Origin of the sequence: Pseudomonas urmiensis, assembly GCF_014268815.2 — a bacterium.
GTDB lineage: Bacteria > Pseudomonadota > Gammaproteobacteria > Pseudomonadales > Pseudomonadaceae > Aquipseudomonas > Aquipseudomonas urmiensis.
The window spans coordinates 1-16,755 of the sequence record NZ_JABWRE020000002.1 but is presented as its reverse complement, the minus strand read 5'-3'; the positions used below and the strand labels follow the sequence as shown (position 1 = coordinate 16,755).

The window sequence follows — 16,755 nt, the reverse complement described above, 5'->3', positions numbered from 1 at the left end:
TCGGCGGACACCTGGGTCGAGCGGCTCGAGGTGCTGAGGATCTTGCCGGCGGCCGAGCCGATATGCTGGATCAGGCTGCGGATGGCGCCGAGGAACTGGTTGAACCAGCTGGCCAGTTGCGCGGTTTCATCACGGCCGCGGATTTCCAGGCTGCGGGTCAGGTCGCCTTCGCCCTGGGCGATGTCTTCCAGGCCGCTGGTGACGCTGTTGATCGGGCGCACGATGAGTTTGGCGAATGCAGCGCCGACGATGGCGAACACCGCGGCCAGCACCAGGGCGATGATGCCGATCAGCCAGGTCAGGCGGGTGGTGGTTTGCATCACTTCGTCTTGCTGGATCAGGCCGATGAAGGTCCAGCCCAGTTGCTCGTCAGGGTAGACGTTGGCCATGTAGCGCTCACCGTTGAGCGTTACTTCAACCAGGCCTTTGCCTGCCTTGGCCAAGTCGACATAGCCATCGCCAAAGCTCGCCAGCTGCTTGAAATTGTGGCTGGCGTCACGCGGGTCGACCATCACGTTGCCGCTGTTTTCCATCAGGATCAGGTAGCCGCTTTCGCCTAGCTTGATCTGTTTGACGATTTCGGTCAGGCCTTTGAGCGACACGTCGATGTTGACCACACCGCCTGGGTTACCCAACTGGTTGGCCACCGCGCGTACGGTGCTGACCAGCACGGCATCATCGCCGGCCCAGTAGTAGGGCGCGGTGCGCAGGGTCTTGCCGGGGTTGGCCATGGCTGTCTGGTACCACGGGCGGGTGCGTGGGTCGTAGTTGGCCATTTTCGGATCGCCAGGCCAGAAGGCGTAGCCGCCGTCTGCCAGGCCATAGGAGACATAGGCGTAGTCGGGGTGACTCTTGGCCAGGCGGCTGAAGAAGTCGAACAGCGTCTTGTCCTGGTCATTGGGGGCAATTTGTGCGGCGTCGGCGGCGAGGTGTTTTTTCACGTTGCCGTCTGCCTCGGCGATCAACGGCTGCGAGGCGAGATACTCGACGTTTTGGGTGATGCCCTGGAAGAAGATGTTCATCGCGTTGCTGACCTGACGAATCTCTCGGCTGCTGTTGTCGAGAAAATCGTCGCGGGCTTCACCGCGCAGGTTGAGGACCACCAGGGTGGCCACGAGGACGATGGGCAAGCCGGCGATAACGGCAAAGGCCCAGGTCAGTTTTTGCTTGATGTTCATCCACGCTCCCGGAATTTTTCTTGTCGATGCATGAGGCAGGTACTAGGGCATCGGCAGGATTCGGGATTGTTGTAGAAAAAAAGCCCGTATTTATTGGGCGAGGGCGGGTTTGGTGACTATTCGGTCGTGTCGGGGCTAATATGGCATACCAAAATCAGGCGGTGCGGTGTTGGGGCCGCGAAGCGACCCCTATACACGTCAGTGGCAACAGCTTTTGCCATTGGCCAGATCCTTGAGGATCGGACAGTCCGGCCGGTCGTCGCCCTGGCAGTGGGCGACCAGCTCGCTCAAGGTATCGCGCAGGCTCACCAACTCTTCGATCCGCTGGTTCAGGGCCTGGATATGCTCGGTGGCCAGCGCCTTGACGTCGGCGCTGGCGCGTTGCCGGTCCTGCCACAGGGTGAGCAGTTTCGCCACCTCATCGAGCGAGAACCCCAGGTCGCGGGAGCGTTTGATGAAGGCCAGGCTGTGCAAATCTTCTTGCTGGTACAGTCGATAGCCGCTGTCGCTGCGCTGAGCCGGCTTGAGCAAGCCAATCGACTCGTAGTAGCGAATCATCTTGGTACTCAGCCCACTGCGGCGGGCTGCCTGGCCGATGTTCATGGCGCCTCCTGCTGGTCGTCGCTAGGTTTCCAGGTCTTCAGCCACAGGGCATTACTCACTACGCTGACACTCGACAGCGCCATGGCCGCGCCGGCCAGTACCGGATTGAGCAGACCAAAGGCGGCCAGCGGAATGCCGATCAGGTTGTAGATGAAGGCCCAGAACAGATTCTGACGGATTTTCGCGTAGGTCTTGCGGCTGATTTCCAGCGCCGCCGGCACCAGCCGTGGATCGCCGCGCATCAGGGTGATGCCCGCCGCCTGCATGGCCACATCGGTGCCACCGCCCATGGCGATGCCGATATCGGCGGCGGCCAGGGCCGGGGCGTCGTTGATGCCATCGCCGACCATCGCGACCACGCCGTCGCGTTTGAGCTGGCCGACCGTGGCGGCTTTATCGGCTGGCAGCACTTCAGCGTGCACATCATCGATGCCCAGTGCCTCGGCGACCACCTTGGCGCTGCTGCGGTTGTCGCCGGTCAGCAAGTGGCTGCTGATACCTTTGCCATGCAAGGCGCGAATGGCGTATTCGGCGCCGGGCTTGAGGCTGTCGCCGAAGGCGAACAGCCCGAGCACCTGGGGTTTAGGGGCCTGTTCGATGAGCCACGACAGGGTGCGGCCTTCGGCCTCCCAGGCCTGCGCCTTGCTGGCCAGGTCGCCCGCGTGCAGCCCGCATTCATCGAGCAGGCGGCGGTTACCCAGCGCCAGTTGGCGATGTTCCACGTGACCGGCGATCCCGCGCCCGGTCAGCGACTGGCTGTCGCTGACTTGCGGCACCATCAGGCCCTGCTCGCTGCAGGCATCCAGCACCGCCTTGGCCAGCGGATGCTCGCTGCCGCGCTGCAGGGCGCCGGCCAGGCGCAGCAAGTCGGCGTTGTCACCCACGCCAGCCTGGCTATGGACGATCCGCGGGCTGCCGGAGGTGAGTGTGCCAGTCTTGTCGAACACCACCCGGTTGACGGCGTGGGCGCGCTCCAGCGCCTCGGCGTCCTTGATCAGGATGCCGTGCCGGGCCGCGACGCCGGTGCCGGCCATGATCGCTGCCGGAGTGGCCAAGCCGAGTGCGCAAGGGCAGGCAATGACCAGCACGGCGACGGCATTGATCAACGCGGTTTCGATCGGTGCGCCCGCCCACCACCAGCCGAGCAGGGTGAACAGGGCGATCACCAGTACTGCCGGGACGAACACCTGGCTGACCCGATCGACCAGCTTCTGGATCGGCGCCTTGGCTGCCTGGGCATCTTCGACCAGGCGAATGATGCGCGCCAGTACGGTTTCCGTGCCCAGGGCCAGGGTCCGCACCAACAGCCGGCCTTCGCCGTTGATGGCGCCGCCGGTGACGTGGTCGCCGGGCTGCTTGGGCACGGGCAGGCTTTCGCCGCTGATCAACGCTTCGTCGGCGTGGCTGCTGCCTTCGAGCACTTCGCCATCGACTGGGAAGCGTTCACCCGGCTTGACCAGGACCAGGTCGTCCAGGCGCAATTGGCTGATGGCCACGTCTTCCTCAAGGCCATCGACCACCCGCAGCGCACGATCTGGCCGTAGCGCTTCAAGTGCACGTATGGCGCTAGCGGTCTGGCGTTTGGCGCGGCTTTCGAGGTACTTGCCGAGCAATACCAGGGCGATGACCACCGCCGAGGCTTCGAAATACAGGTGTGGCTCGACGCCCGCTTCGGCCCTGGCCCATTCATACAGGCTCAGGCCATAACCGGCACTGGTGCCCAGCGCGACCAGCAGGTCCATATTGCCGGCACCGGCGCGTACTGCTTTCCAGGCGGCCACGTAGAAGCGCGCGCCGAGGATGAACTGCACCGGGGTGGCCAGCAGGAACTGCGCCCAGGCCGGCAGCATCCAGTGCAGGCCGAATGGCTGGACGATCATCGGCAGCACTAGCGGCAGCGCCAGTATCAGGGCGGCGCCGACTGCCAGGCGTTCTTTGCGCAAACGCCGCTGCGCGTCGGCCTGGTCATCCCGAGCGGCTTGGGGCAGCGCGGCGCTGTAGCCGGCCTGCTCGACTGCGCCGATCAGCACACTGTCGTCGACTGCCTTGAGCACTTCGATATGCGCGCGTTCGCTGGCCAGGTTGACGCTGATCTGTTCGACCCCAGGCACTTTACCCAAGGCCCGTTCGACGCGGCCGGCGCAGCTGGCGCAGGTCATGCCGCCGATCTGCAGTTCGACGCTGCGGGTGGGCACGCCGTAGCCAGCCTGACGCACGGCGTCGACCAGCACCGGGAGGCTGTCGGCCGGGGCCTGGACCCGGGCCTGTTCAGTGGCGAGGTTGACGCTGACCTGCTCGGCGCCGGTGACCTTGCGCAGGGCGCGCTCGACTCGGCCGGCGCAGCTGGCACAGGTCATGCCGGAGATCGGCAGGTCGAAGATGGTGGATGCAGACATGGGCTCTCCTCCTTGGACAGGCCCTCAGCATCAACCTTGCCACACGGTCAAGGTCAATAGTCCAAACTGGCCTTGTTCAAATGCAGGCCACTGTGGTCCATGGCAATGCGATATTTGCTGATCTGCCCGGCGTGCAGGGTCAGGCGCTGGCTGTGCTGATTTTCCAGCCCCGGCGCGCAGCCCGGTGCCTGACCCGGCAACAGTCGCAGGCGGATATCCACAGGCCCTGGCGGCAGGTTGAACGAGGTCGATTGTTCTTGGAACAGACGCCCGGACAGTTGGTCATTGAGGTAGACGCCGATCTCGCAGGTGGTGGCCACTTCCAGGCGCTCTCGAGAAATGATCAGCACGCTGTAGTCCGAGTTGCCTTGGGCGCTGGCCTGGGGCACGGCGGCCAGTGCACCCATTAGTCCGACAAGGCCCAATGCTGCCTTGATCATGGTGAATCTCCTGCTTGGCAAAATCGTCAAAGGCGCAGCTTGGCCGAGCTGCGCGCGGATTTCCAGTCCGGTTGATTCACGGGCTACTTGACCTTGTCCCGATGGCAAGCTTGAAACTGCGCAAAACCCATAAGGAGACACACCCGATGCAAGTATTCAATGTGCAAGGCATGACCTGTGGCCACTGCGTAAAGGCAGTGACAGCGGCGGTGCAGGGGCAGGATCCAGCGGCCAAGGTAGAAGTCGATTTGGCCGCCAAGCAGGTGCGCGTGCAGAGCCAGGTTGGGGTTGAGCAGATTCTTGCGGCGATCCGCGATGAAGGTTATCCGGCGGAAGTTGCCTGAATCCTGAGAGGGCCAGGGACGGCCGTTATTGTTACAAAGGTTTTCATGCTGGTGAGGTGCTGTGCAGGTAGACTAAGGCGCTTGCTTAGCCAGCTATGGATTCCTGATGAACCTGCGTTTTGTGCTGATCCTGGGCGCCCTCAGTGCGTTCGGGCCGTTGGCGATTGACTTCTACCTGCCCGCCTTTCCGGCCATGGCGCAGGCTTTTGCGACTGACGAACAACATATCCAGACCACGTTGGCGGCCTATTTCCTGGGCTTGTCCATTGGACAGCTGGCCTATGGCCCGGTGGCTGATCGCTTTGGCCGGCGCAAGCCACTGTTGTTTGGCGTCACCCTCTTTACCTTGGCCTCGTTGGCCTGCGCCTATGCACCGAATCTGGATACCTTGATCGTCGCGCGCTTCGTCCAGGCCTTGGGCGGCTGCGCCGGCATGGTGTTGTCGCGGGCGATCGTCAGCGACAAATGTGATGCGGTCGCTTCGGCCAAGGTGTTCTCGCAACTGATGTTGGTCATGGGCCTGGCGCCGATTCTTGCGCCGATGCTGGGTGGGGTACTGGTCAACCTGGCCGGCTGGCAATCGATCTTCCTTGCTTTGAGCCTGTTCAGTGCCGCATGCCTGTTGGCCGTGAGCTTGGGGCTGCCGGAGAGTTTTCCGGCGGACATGCCACGCCAGCCACTCTCAGGCGCATTTCGCCAATACTGGCGTCTGTTGCAGGATCGGGTCTTCATCGGCCATGCACTGACCGGTGGCACCGCCATTGCCGGAATGTTTGCCTACATCGCCGGCTCGCCCTTCGTATTCATCAAGTTGTATGGTGTGCCGCCCGAGCATTACGGATGGCTGTTCGGCACCAACGCTGCCGGCTTCATCCTGATGGCACAGGTCAATGCGCGGCTGCTGGCCAAACGTGGTCCGGCATTCTTGCTGGCACGGGCGGTCTGGCTGTATCTGGCGGCGGGGTTGCTGTTGCTGGGCGTTGCGGCGTTGCGTCCTGCTCAGCTTTGGCCGCTGTTGGTGCCATTGTTCGTTTGTATCGCCAGCCTGGGCTGCATCATCCCCAACGCTTCGGCCTGCGCCATGAGTGGGCAGGGCGCGCGTGCCGGCAGTGCCTCGGCGTTGATGGGCTGCCTGCAGTTCAGCGTGGCCGCAGGCGCGGCAGCGTTGGTCGGCGCGCTACACGATGGCAGCGCGGTGCCGATGGCGCTGGTAATCAGCCTGTGCGGCGCGCTGGTGGTCAGTGTCGCGATGCTGACTCGGCGCTTGCAGGCCAAACATCGGGTGTAAACGAGTGGGGCGCCTGCAGGCGCGTTTCCAGCGTGGCGACAAACGCGCGCGCCTCAGCCTCACTGCGAAAACTCACCACATGCTGATCGAGCCGGACTTGCCAGGGGCAATTGGGCTGACGGTTCGACGCACTGACGACAATCTTCATCGCGGCATACCTCCAGAGATCGAGAGCGGCTCAAGTTTAGCGCTGCTGCTCGGCCTCGCCACGACTTGTAGGCGGTGTCCTGACTGACGGTCGTGGCCGTAGCTTCTACGATCGAGCATGTCCAGTTGGGGCAGCCCTGAGGTCGAAGGGATGCTTCTCATTTATGCGCCGTAATTGGGGAAGTTCCTTGTCAGTACAGTCTTCAGAGTTTTCTGACATCAGCACCGGGTGATCTAGGTACACCGTTGATTTAATGGATGTATTGGCCAATCCCACTCACTGACTAGCCGTCATGGTCCTGATCGGCGCCTGTTAGGGGCGCTATACCCAACGCATTTTCGGCTATTGGCCGCCGATTGCAGGCAAATGTGCAGGGCTACGCGCGGCTTATACTGGCTGCGGCCGCTAGCGGCAGCGAGAGATACTTCCCCGCCAGGGAACGGCACTGCTTTGGCTCATCTGGGCCTTGGCTACTCATGCGTGAGCGTCGCCAAATTTGGCCTACAGCCTCTGGATGCGCGCCCTTGGCAGGTGCGTTAACCGCGCTGTCGTGGTTGGCCATCGCCATCAGACGTGATCTTCCAGGGAGTTACAGGGATATGAGTGCAGTGAGTAGTATCAGCCAGATAGCCGGCCTGATGGCCGACCCCAAGCGCAGCGCCATGTTGTGGGCGCTGATCGACGGTTTGCCGCGTCCTGCCGATGAACTGGCATCGATGATCGGCGTCACCTCCTCATCAGCCTGTGCGCACCTTACCTTGCTGTCCTCGGCTGGCTTGTTGAAGCACGAGGCGCGTGGTCGCAAACGATTTTTCCGCTTGGCCACACCGGAAGTGGGGGCCGCGGTTGAAGCCTTGGCCAGCCTGCGGCTGGATGATCTTCGGTTGCGCAACAGCCAGTTCAAACCCTTGCAGGTACCGCTGTCGATGCGCCGGGCGAGACGTTGCTCAGATCATATGGGCGGGGAGTTGGCCGCTGAGTTGCTCGAGCGGTTGATCGCTTGCGGCTGGCTGGAAGGATACGACCAGCAACTGCGGGTGAGTCAGGAAGGGCGCGTTCAACTGGCGGCCCTTGGCGTCTACATCGAAGCGTTGGCGCAGCGACAGCAGGGCAGTTGTACCGTGTGCCACTGCAATGAATGGAGTGACCAAGGGCCTCATTTAGGCGGCAGTCTAGGGCAGGCACTGCTGAAGTTGTTCCTGCAATCGGGCTGGATACAGGAACAGGAAGGTTCCAGGGCACTGCAGATATCCGCATTGGGGATTCAGCAGATCAACCGTATCGCTCGGCTGCAGCCCACATTGCAGGTCGGTTAGGCCGCCTGCAATGCGCTGTCGCGGACAAGTCAGAGCAGCCGGGCATCCAGGCTGTTCTGAGCCAGGCGGCGGGCTTGGTCTTCGGTCATGCCCAGGTGGGTGTGAAGTGCATGGAAGTTTTCGGTGACATAGCCGCCAAAGTAGGCCGGGTCATCCGAGTTGACCGTGACTTTCACGCCGCGCTCGAGCATGTCGAGGATGTTGTGTTGGCTCATGTGGTCGAACACGCAGAGCTTGGTGTTGGACAGCGGGCAGACGGTCAGCGGGATCTGCTCATCGATGATGCGCTGCATCAGGCGTTCGTCCTCGATGGCACGTACGCCATGGTCGATGCGCTTGATCTTCAGCAGATCCAGGGCTTCCCAGATGTACTCGGGCGGGCCTTCTTCGCCAGCGTGGGCGACCGCCACGAAGCCTTCGCTGCGGGCGCGGTCGAAGACGCGCTGGAACTTGCTCGGCGGATGACCCTTTTCCGAGCTGTCCAGGCCAACGGCAATAAAGGCATCGCGAAACGGCAGCGCCTGGTCGAGGGTCTTTTGTGCCTCTTCTTCACTGAGGTGGCGCAAGAAACTCAGGATCAGGCCGCTGCTGATGCCCAGTTGCTCACGACCATCCTTGAGGGCCTGGCGAATGCCGGTCAAGACCACTTCGAACGGGATGCCTCGATCAGTGTGGGTCTGCGGGTCGAAGAACGGCTCGGTGTGGATAACGTTCTGCGCTTTGCAGCGTTGCAGGTAGGCCCAGGTCAGGTCGTAGAAATCCTGCTCGGTACGCAGGACATCAGCGCCCTGGTAGTACAGGTCGAGGAATTCCTGCAGGTTGTTGAACGCGTATGCGCTGCGTAGGGTTTCCACATCTGCCCACGGCAGGGCGATCTTGTTGCGTGCGGCCAGGGCGAACAACAGGTCAGGCTCCAGGGCGCCCTCCAGGTGCATGTGCAGTTCCGCCTTGGGCAAGGCGTTTAGCCAGTCGTACATGTATGCAAATCTCGAATCAGGAACGGTTGGCGGTCATTCTACAGGGCCAGGCCGGGCAATGCGCCCAGCCTGGCCCTGTAGCATCAACCGGCGATCAGTTGCGCCGCTGCCTGTCGGTGATTGGCGATCAAGCCTTGCACATCCAAGCCTTCGATTTGCCCATCGATCACCCGCCAATTGCCGCCAACCATGACCCGATCAGCGCGGTCGGCGCCGCACAGCAGCAACGCCGACAGTGGGTCGTGGCTGCCGGAGAAGCGCAGTTCGTCAAGCTTGAACAAGGCCAGGTCGGCTTGCTTGCCTACCGCCAGCTGGCCAATATCGCTGCGTCCGAGCAGGCGTGCCGAGCCGCGCGTGGCCCAGCCCAGTGCACGCTCTGGGGTGATCTGTTCGGCGCCATAGCGCAAGCGCTGCAGGTACAGGGCCTGGCGCGCTTCAAGGATCATGTTCGAGGCATCGTTCGAGGCCGAGCCATCTACCCCCAGGCCGACTGGGGCTCCGGCGGTTTCCAGGTCGACAGTCGGGCAGATGCCGGATGCCAGGCGCATGTTGGAACTTGGGCAATGGCAAATACCAGTACCGGCGGCGCCCAGGCGGGCGATTTCATCGGGGTTGAAATGAATGCCATGAGCCAGCCAGGTACGCGGGCCGAGCCAGCCGACGCTGTCGAGGTAATCCACAGTACGCAGGCCAAAACGTTGCAGGCAGAAGTCCTCTTCGTCGAGGGTTTCGGCCAGGTGGGTATGCAAGCGCACGTCCAGTTCTTCGGCAAGTACGGCGCTGGCGCGCATGATTTCTGGAGTGACCGAGAACGGCGAGCAGGGCGCCAGGGCGATCTGGATCTGCGCGCCATCGCCGCGCTCATGGTAGCTGTGGATAAGACGTTGGCTGTCGGCCAGGATCACTTCGCCCTGTTGCACCGTCTGTTGCGGTGGCAGGCCGCCGTCGTCCTCACCCAGGCTCATCGAGCCGCGCGTGAGCATGGCGCGCATGCCCAGTTTGCGCACTGCCTCGACCTGTACGTCGATGGCGTTGTCCAGGCCCTGAGGGAATAGGTAATGGTGATCAGCCGCAGTGGTGCAGCCCGACAGCAGCAATTCGGCCAAGGCGACCTGGCTGGCCAGCTCCAGCTTGGCCGGGGTCAGCCGCGCCCACACTGGGTACAGGGTCTTCAGCCAGGGGAATAGGGGTTGGTTGACCACCGGCGCCCAGGCGCGGGTCAGGGTCTGGTAGAAGTGGTGATGGGTGTTGATTAGACCGGGCAGGATGACGTGCTCGCGGGCATCGAAAACCTGATCGCAGGGCGTGCTGGGGTTCTCGCCGAGGGCTAGAAGTTGAGTGATGCGGCCGTCTTCGATGACCAGTCCGCCGCGCGCATCGGCGTCGTTGGCAGTGAAGATGGCAAGGGGGGATTTCAACCAGGTACGGGTCGCAGGCATGGTGCCGGCTCCTCTGAAAGTGGGTTCAGGTAAGCCAGCTCAGTTTTGCCCTGTCTGCTGATCCAGGTTCGCCGTGGGGCGAGGCATCGAGTCTACTGCCTCCCCCGCCGGCTTTCAATTCACCAGATGAGGGCTTCGCCTTTGTAGTTGATGAAGCGCAGTCCGCCATTACCGCTCTGCGCCTTGATCTGCTCAAGCATGCCGCGGGTGCTGGTGAGCACGTCGATCTCGGCGTTTTCGCCGCCCATGGCAGTTTTCACCCAACCGGGGTGCATGGCTAGCACGCTGAGGTCGGGGCGCTGCAGCTCGACTACGAAGCTGTTGATCATCGAGTTCAGCGCGGCCTTGCTGGCTTTGTACAAAGGGATCTCGCCGCCATCGGGAATGGTCACGCTGCCAAGGATCGAGCTCATGAAGGCCAGCACGCCACTGCCTTCGCGCAACTGGTCAGCCAGGCGCCGGGCGACCCTGATCGGCGCCACGGCATTGGTCATGAACAGATCGCCAATCTGCTGGCTGCTTACCGCTTCCAGATCCTGCGGCAACGGGCCCATCACACCGGCGTTGACGAACAACAGATCCAGCACCTGGCCGTGCAGGATCTGTTGCAGCGCATCCAACTGCTCGGTGTCGTTCATTTCCAGGGTTTCGATCTGTACCCCGGCAATAGTGCCCAGCTCGCTGGGGTTCTGCGCATCGCGCACAGTAGCGATGATGTTCCAGCCATCTTCGTGCAAGCGCTGCACCAGACCCAGGCCCAGGCCACGCGAGGCGCCGATGATCAAGGCTGTCTTGTTTGCAGGCATTTCGATACTCCTTCAAAAAAGGGGGGCGTGTTAGCGGCCGTTACCGGAATTCGCAGCGTAGCTGCTGTGCATTGCCCAGTGGCTGTTCCCGATGCACGGCTGATTAAAAAATGTACAGTTGGCCGCGAGGCTTACGGCGTCAGGTCCAAGCCAGATGGTTCACGGGTTATCCACAGGCTCCTCCACAGTATTTGTGTGCAAGCCGAAGCCTGTGAATTAGCGGGGCCTAACGAGCTGAAAGCCCTGCTGGTTGGGGATAACTAACTGAAATATGGTCATTTGCATGACCGTCATGAAAATGTGATCAAAATATGCTCAATGGCTCGAACGCCTTGTGATTCGTGGCTTGCACGAGAGTGCCCCAAGCTTATCCACAGGCAGGCCCACAGTAGTTGTGGGCAAACCCTTCAGTAGGGTTGCAGCAGGATCCGTCCACGACTGAGGTCGGCCAGCTGGCGTTGCAGTGCATCAAGATGCGCTGCGCCCACCGCCAGCTGCAAATCTACGCCATTGGCGGTGAACTGCTCATCGAGTACCAGCCCGTCGACTTCGGCCAAGCGCAACTTGAGTAGCGCAAGTTCGCTGAAGCTGCAGCTGCAGCGATACTCACTGCGCTGCACCAACAAGCGTTTGGGCGCTTGCTGCAGGCATTTGTTCGCCCCGCCGCCATAAGCTCGGGCCAGACCGCCGGTACCCAGTTGAATGCCGCCGTACCAACGAATCACCAACACCACTACCTGATCGCAGTCCTGGGCTTCGATGGCCGCGAGTATGGGCCGGCCAGCGGTGCCGCCGGGTTCGCCGTCGTCGCTGCTGCGGTACTGGTCACCCAGCTTCCAGGCCCAGCAGTTATGAGTCGCGGCCAGATCACTGTGGCGTTCGATGAAGCTCATCGCCTCGGCGGCGCTGCTGATCGGGCCGGCGAGGGTGATGAAACGGCTCTTGCGGATCTCTTCACGAAATTCGCAAAGCTCGAGCAGGGTAGAAGGCATAAGTCCGGGTCAGGCAGGCGAGTGAATGCCGCAGCCTTTGAGAATGATGTGGATAAGGTTGTTGCTGGCATCTTCCATGTCTTGCTTGGTCAGGCGACTTCGGCCGGTAACCTGGCAGATCTGCGTGGAGAAGTCGGCATAGTGCTGGGTACTGCCCCAAAGCAGGAAGATCAGGTGCACCGGGTCGACTGGGTCCATCTTGCCGGCGTCGATCCAGGCTTGGAACACGGCGGCGCGGCCGCGGAACCACTCACGGTAGTCGGCGCTGAAGTACTCGCTCAGGCATTCGCCGCCGCTGATCACTTCCATCGCGAAGATTCGCGAGGCCTGAGGGTTGCGGCGCGAGAACTCCATCTTGGTGCGGATGTACTGGCTCAAGGCCGGACCTGGATCGTCATCGACGCTCAGGGCGTTGAAGGTGCTGTCCCACAATTCGATGATGTTGCTCAAAACCGCGATGTACAGGCCCAGCTTGTTGGTGAAGTAATAATGCAGGTTGGCCTTGGGCAAGCCGGCTTTCAAGGCGATGGTGTTCATGCTGGTGCCCTTGAAGCCGTGGCGGGCGAACTCGTCTTCGGCGGCCTGGATGATGGCCTGTTCGTTCTTCTGGCGAATGCGGCCAGCGGGCTTGCCCGAGGCGGAGAGGCGATGCGCAGGGACTTCTAGGGTCATGGACGATTCCGTGCCAGTCGGAGTAAACGGATGTCCGACAGATTACCTGCCTGTGCCGAAGTGACAAGCATTAGCGTGTCGCCGCCAGGCTTTCCAGGAAACTTTCCAATACAAGATTTGGCCGGCGCCCTTTACGCGTTACCCAACTCAGGCTCAACTCGTAGTGGCGTTGGGACGGTTTGAGTGCCCGCAGGCGCCCCTGCTGGACCCAGAAGCTGGCGTAGTGGTCCGGCAGGTAGCCAATAAAGCGCCCGGTCAGGATCAGAAACGCCATGCCTTCGCGGTCCGAGGCACTCGCCGTGCAGTGCAGGGCCTGATAATGCGCCTGGATGTCGGCCGGCAGGCGGAAGGTTGGGGCGATGGCATCCTGACTATTAAGGCGCTGGTCGTCGATCTTCTGGTCATCGGCGTAGAACAGCGGGTGGCCCACCGCGCAGTACAGCAGCGAACGCTCGCTATACAGCGGTTGGTATTCCAGGCCCGACAGAGGGCTGGTCTGCGGCACCACGCCGACATGCAGGCTCCCATCGAGCACGCCTTGTTCGACCTGGCTTGGGGCGATCATGCGAATCTGGATACGCACGTCCGGCCCGCGGTCCTTGAGTTCGGCCAAGGCATGGGTGATGCGCATGTGCGGCAGGGTCACCAGGTTGTCGGTGAGGCCGATGTTCAGCTCACCGCGCAGATGCTGGTGTAGGCCATTGACCTCGGTGCGGAAGGTTTCGATGGCGCTGAGCAGTTGCAGGGCCGAATGGTAGACATCGCGGCCTTCCTCGGTCAGCGAGAAGCCGGCGCGACCACGTTGGCACAGGCGCAGGCCGAGGCGCTGCTCAAGGTCGCTCATTTGCTGGCTGATCGCCGAACGGCCGATGCCCAGGACATTCTCTGCTGCCGAGAAACCGCCGCACTCGACCACGCTGCGGTAGATCTTCAACAGGCGGATGTCGAAATCACTGACCTGGGCGAGGGGATCGGGGCGTCGGCTCATTAGTTTAGTCCGCTGCTAACTTAAGATTAGAAATGTTGGCTTTTCTAGACTTTATCCGCGTGACAAGTTAGCTGCAACAACGCACATCGTTGCCTAATCGTCTTCCGAGGAACCGCCGATGAACATGCCCGAAACCGCGCCGTCCGGTATCGCCAGCCAGCTCAAGCTGGACGCCCACTGGATGCCGTACACCGCCAACCGTAACTTCCAGCGCGACCCACGGTTGATCGTGGCCGCCGAAGGCAGCTACCTGGTCGACGACAAGGGCCGCAAGATCTTCGACGCCCTGTCTGGTCTGTGGACCTGCGGCGCCGGGCATACCCGCAAGGAAATCACCGAAGCAGTCGCCCGCCAGGTCGGTGTGCTGGACTACTCGCCGGCGTTCCAGTTCGGCCACCCGCTGTCGTTCCAGCTGGCAGAAAAAATCACCGAGCTGACCCCGGGTGATCTGAACCATGTGTTCTTCACCAACTCGGGCTCCGAATGTGCTGACACCGCGCTGAAGATGGTGCGTGCCTACTGGCGCCTGAAGGGCCAGGCGACCAAGACCAAAATCATTGGCCGTGCCCGTGGCTATCACGGGGTGAACATCGCCGGCACCAGCCTGGGCGGCGTCAATGGCAACCGCAAGATGTTCGGCCAGTTGCTGGATGTCGATCACCTGCCGCACACCGTGCTGCCGGTCAACGCCTACTCCAAGGGCATGCCGGAGGAGGGCGGTATTGCCCTGGCCGACGAGATGCTCAAGCTGATCGAGCTGCATGACGCCTCGAACATCGCTGCTGTGATCGTCGAGCCGCTGGCAGGCTCGGCCGGCGTACTGCCGCCACCGAAGGGTTATCTGAAGCGGCTGCGCGAGATCTGCACGCAGCACAACATCCTGCTGATCTTCGACGAAGTGATCACCGGTTTCGGTCGCATGGGCGCGATGACGGGTGCTGAAGCGTTCGGTGTGACTCCGGACTTGATGTGCATCGCCAAGCAGGTCACCAACGGTGCGATTCCGATGGGCGCGGTGATCGCGACCAGCGAGATCTACCAGACCTTCATGAACCAGCCGACCCCGGAATACGCCGTGGAATTCCCCCATGGCTATACCTACTCCGCGCACCCGGTGGCATGCGCTGCCGGCATTGCCGCGCTGGACCTGTTGCAGAAGGAAAACCTGGTGCAATCGGCCGCCGAGCTGGCGCCGCACTTCGAGAAGCTGCTGCACGGCGTCAAGGGCACCAAGAATATCGTCGACATCCGTAACTACGGCCTGGCCGGTGCGATCCAGATCGCCGCACGCGATGGCGATGCCATCGTCCGTCCATATGAAGTGGCGATGAAGCTGTGGCAGAAAGGCTTCTATGTCCGCTACGGCGGCGACACCCTGCAGTTCGGGCCGACCTTCAATACCCAGCCGCAAGAGCTCGATCGCTTGTTCGACGCGGTGGGCGAGACCCTGAACCAGATCGACTGATCTTTTCGACTTCGACGGCAGGCGCGCGTAGACGCGCCTGTTTCATCCTTATTGTTTCTGGAGTTATGCATGAGCATCGTTCAGCACCTGATCAATGGTGAGCTGGTTACCAAGGGCGAGCGCACCGCCGATGTCTTCAATCCTTCCACCGGCCAGGCCGTGCGCAAGGTCGAGTTGGCCAGCCGGGCTACCGTGCAAGAGGCCATCGATTCTGCCAAGGCGGCGTTTCCGGCCTGGCGTAACACGCCACCGGCCAAGCGCGCCCAGGTGATGTTCCGTTTCAAGCAACTGCTTGAGCAGAACGAGGAAAAGATCTCGCAGATGATCAGCGAAGAGCACGGCAAGACCCTCGAGGACGCGGCGGGTGAGCTCAAGCGTGGCATTGAGAACGTTGAGTTCGCCTGCGCGGCACCTGAAGTGCTTAAGGGCGAGTACAGCCGCAACGTCGGCCCGAACATCGATGCCTGGTCTGATTTCCAGCCGCTGGGTGTGGTTGCCGGGATTACCCCGTTCAACTTCCCGGCCATGGTTCCGCTGTGGATGTACCCGCTGGCGATCGCTTGCGGTAACGCCTTCATTCTCAAGCCATCGGAGCGCGATCCAAGCTCGACCCTGTACATCGCCCAGCTGTTGCTTGAGGCTGGCCTGCCTAAAGGCATCCTCAATGTGGTGCATGGCGACAAGGAAGCGGTCGATGCGCTGATCGAGGCACCAGAGGTGAAAGCCCTGAGTTTCGTCGGCTCGACCCCGATTGCCGAGTACATCTATGCCGAAGGCACCAAGCGCGGCAAGCGCGTGCAGGCCTTGGGCGGCGCCAAGAACCACGCCGTGGTGATGCCAGACGCCGACCTGGACAACGCCGTCAGTGCACTGATGGGCGCTGCGTACGGTTCCTGTGGCGAGCGTTGCATGGCCATTTCTGTGGCGGTGTGCGTGGGTGATCAGGCCGCTGATGCGCTGATCGCCAAGCTTGAGCCGCAGATCAAGGCGCTGAAGATCGGTGCCGGCACCTCTTGTGGTCTGGACATGGGCCCACTGGTAACCGCTGCTGCGCGTGACAAAGTGGTCGGCTATATAGATGACGGCGTTGCCGCCGGTGCCAAGCTGGTGGTCGATGGTCGTGGCTACCGGGTTTCGGGAAATGAAGATGGCTACTTTGTAGGGGGGACGCTGTTCGACAACGTCACGCCTGAAATGCGCATCTATAAAGAAGAGATCTTCGGCCCTGTGCTGTGCGTGGTCCGCGTCAACAGCCTGGAGCAGGCCATGCAGCTGATCAATGATCACGAGTATGGCAACGGCACCTGCATCTTTACCCGTGATGGTGAGGCTGCGCGGCTGTTCTGCGACGAAATCGAAGTGGGCATGGTTGGCGTCAACGTGCCGCTGCCGGTACCGGTGGCCTATCACAGCTTCGGTGGTTGGAAGCGTTCGCTGTTCGGTGACCTGCATGCCTACGGCCCGGATGGCGTGCGCTTCTATACCCGTCGCAAGGCGATCACTCAGCGCTGGCCACAGCGCAAGAGTCATGAAGCCTCGCAGTTCGCTTTCCCTAGCCTCTAATAGAGGTGGGTAGAAGCGGGGAGGTCGAAAGGCCTCCCCGCTTTGTTTTTAGAGCTCTAACGGCAGCACCGCTATCTGTTTAGCTGCACCTTTAGGCGCAGGCCCGCGCCGCGATTCTGACCCTAATTTCAACAATATTG

The 16,755-nt window shown here is 61.8% G+C and carries 15 protein-coding genes and 1 pseudogene; 5 read left to right on the top strand and 11 right to left on the bottom strand.

The genetic code is table 11. From position 1 onward, the window contains the following. Positions 1–89: 89 nt before the first annotated feature. The 4 genes and pseudogenes from HU737_RS26725 to HU737_RS25225 form a co-directional block, all read right to left on the bottom strand. Positions 90–1,022: pseudogene (locus tag HU737_RS26725) on the bottom strand (HAMP domain-containing protein); the annotation flags it as partial. Between the two features lie 354 nt (positions 1,023–1,376). Then, positions 1,377–1,781 carry a Cu(I)-responsive transcriptional regulator gene (cueR, locus tag HU737_RS25235; protein WP_186555497.1) on the bottom strand — a complete coding sequence of 135 codons (405 nt, stop codon included), beginning with the start codon at positions 1,779–1,781 and terminating at the stop codon, positions 1,377–1,379. Beyond that, on the bottom strand, positions 1,778–4,177 hold the full coding sequence (locus tag HU737_RS25230) for a heavy metal translocating P-type ATPase (protein ID WP_186555496.1): 2,400 nt from the start codon (positions 4,175–4,177) through the stop codon (positions 1,778–1,780). Before HU737_RS25230 ends, cueR begins: the two co-directional genes overlap by 4 nt. Before the next feature lie 53 nt (positions 4,178–4,230). Next, complete coding sequence (locus HU737_RS25225; protein WP_186555495.1) at positions 4,231–4,617, bottom strand: hypothetical protein; 387 nt, start codon at positions 4,615–4,617, stop codon at positions 4,231–4,233. Between the two features lie 146 nt (positions 4,618–4,763). Between HU737_RS25225 and HU737_RS25220 the strand changes: the two genes are divergently transcribed. Both HU737_RS25220 and HU737_RS25215 read left to right on the top strand, forming a co-directional pair. Beyond that, positions 4,764–4,961, top strand: a complete 198-nt coding sequence (locus HU737_RS25220) for a heavy-metal-associated domain-containing protein (RefSeq protein WP_186555494.1) — start codon at positions 4,764–4,766, stop codon at positions 4,959–4,961. A gap of 106 nt (positions 4,962–5,067) precedes the next feature. Next, positions 5,068–6,249, top strand: coding sequence for a multidrug effflux MFS transporter (locus tag HU737_RS25215; protein WP_186555493.1), 1,182 nt, complete (start codon positions 5,068–5,070; stop codon positions 6,247–6,249). On the opposite strand, the gene HU737_RS26325 is transcribed toward HU737_RS25215, so the two are convergent. Next, complete coding sequence (locus tag HU737_RS26325) at positions 6,200–6,397, bottom strand: hypothetical protein (protein WP_225915757.1); 198 nt, start codon at positions 6,395–6,397, stop codon at positions 6,200–6,202. The genes HU737_RS25215 and HU737_RS26325 overlap by 50 nt on opposite strands. 599 nt (positions 6,398–6,996) lie before the next feature. Here HU737_RS26325 and HU737_RS25210 point away from each other — a divergent pair. Then, the gene (locus tag HU737_RS25210; RefSeq protein WP_186555649.1) at positions 6,997–7,713 is read left to right on the top strand and encodes an ArsR/SmtB family transcription factor; all 717 of its coding nucleotides are present in this window, start codon (positions 6,997–6,999) and stop codon (positions 7,711–7,713) included. A 29-nt stretch (positions 7,714–7,742) separates the two neighbouring features. Here HU737_RS25210 and HU737_RS25205 read toward each other — a convergent pair whose 3' ends face one another. The 6 genes from HU737_RS25205 to HU737_RS25180 all read right to left on the bottom strand — a co-directional run bounded on the left by HU737_RS25205 (position 7,743) and on the right by HU737_RS25180 (position 13,587). Next, complete coding sequence (locus tag HU737_RS25205) at positions 7,743–8,690, bottom strand: adenosine deaminase (protein WP_186555492.1); 948 nt, start codon at positions 8,688–8,690, stop codon at positions 7,743–7,745. An 83-nt stretch (positions 8,691–8,773) separates the two neighbouring features. Then, the gene (locus HU737_RS25200; RefSeq protein ID WP_186555491.1) at positions 8,774–10,129 is read right to left on the bottom strand and encodes an 8-oxoguanine deaminase; all 1,356 of its coding nucleotides are present in this window, start codon (positions 10,127–10,129) and stop codon (positions 8,774–8,776) included. A 119-nt stretch (positions 10,130–10,248) separates the two neighbouring features. Beyond that, complete coding sequence (locus HU737_RS25195; RefSeq protein WP_186555490.1) at positions 10,249–10,935, bottom strand: SDR family oxidoreductase; 687 nt, start codon at positions 10,933–10,935, stop codon at positions 10,249–10,251. A 407-nt stretch (positions 10,936–11,342) separates the two neighbouring features. Continuing rightward, the gene (locus HU737_RS25190; protein WP_186555489.1) at positions 11,343–11,927 is read right to left on the bottom strand and encodes an IMPACT family protein; all 585 of its coding nucleotides are present in this window, start codon (positions 11,925–11,927) and stop codon (positions 11,343–11,345) included. Positions 11,928–11,936: 9 nt separating this feature from the next. Beyond that, positions 11,937–12,599 carry a TetR/AcrR family transcriptional regulator gene (locus HU737_RS25185; protein WP_186555488.1) on the bottom strand — a complete coding sequence of 221 codons (663 nt, stop codon included), beginning with the start codon at positions 12,597–12,599 and terminating at the stop codon, positions 11,937–11,939. A gap of 70 nt (positions 12,600–12,669) precedes the next feature. After that, on the bottom strand, positions 12,670–13,587 hold the full coding sequence (locus HU737_RS25180) for a LysR family transcriptional regulator (protein ID WP_186555487.1): 918 nt from the start codon (positions 13,585–13,587) through the stop codon (positions 12,670–12,672). 118 nt (positions 13,588–13,705) lie between these two features. Here HU737_RS25180 and aptA point away from each other — a divergent pair, with 118 nt between their 5' ends. After that, positions 13,706–15,052, top strand: coding sequence for an omega-aminotransferase AptA (aptA, locus tag HU737_RS25175; protein ID WP_186555486.1), 1,347 nt, complete (start codon positions 13,706–13,708; stop codon positions 15,050–15,052). A gap of 69 nt (positions 15,053–15,121) precedes the next feature. Further along, a complete protein-coding gene (locus tag HU737_RS25170) occupies positions 15,122–16,615 on the top strand; it encodes a CoA-acylating methylmalonate-semialdehyde dehydrogenase (RefSeq protein ID WP_186555485.1) in 1,494 nt (497 codons plus the stop codon). Positions 16,616–16,755: the final 140 nt, after the last annotated feature.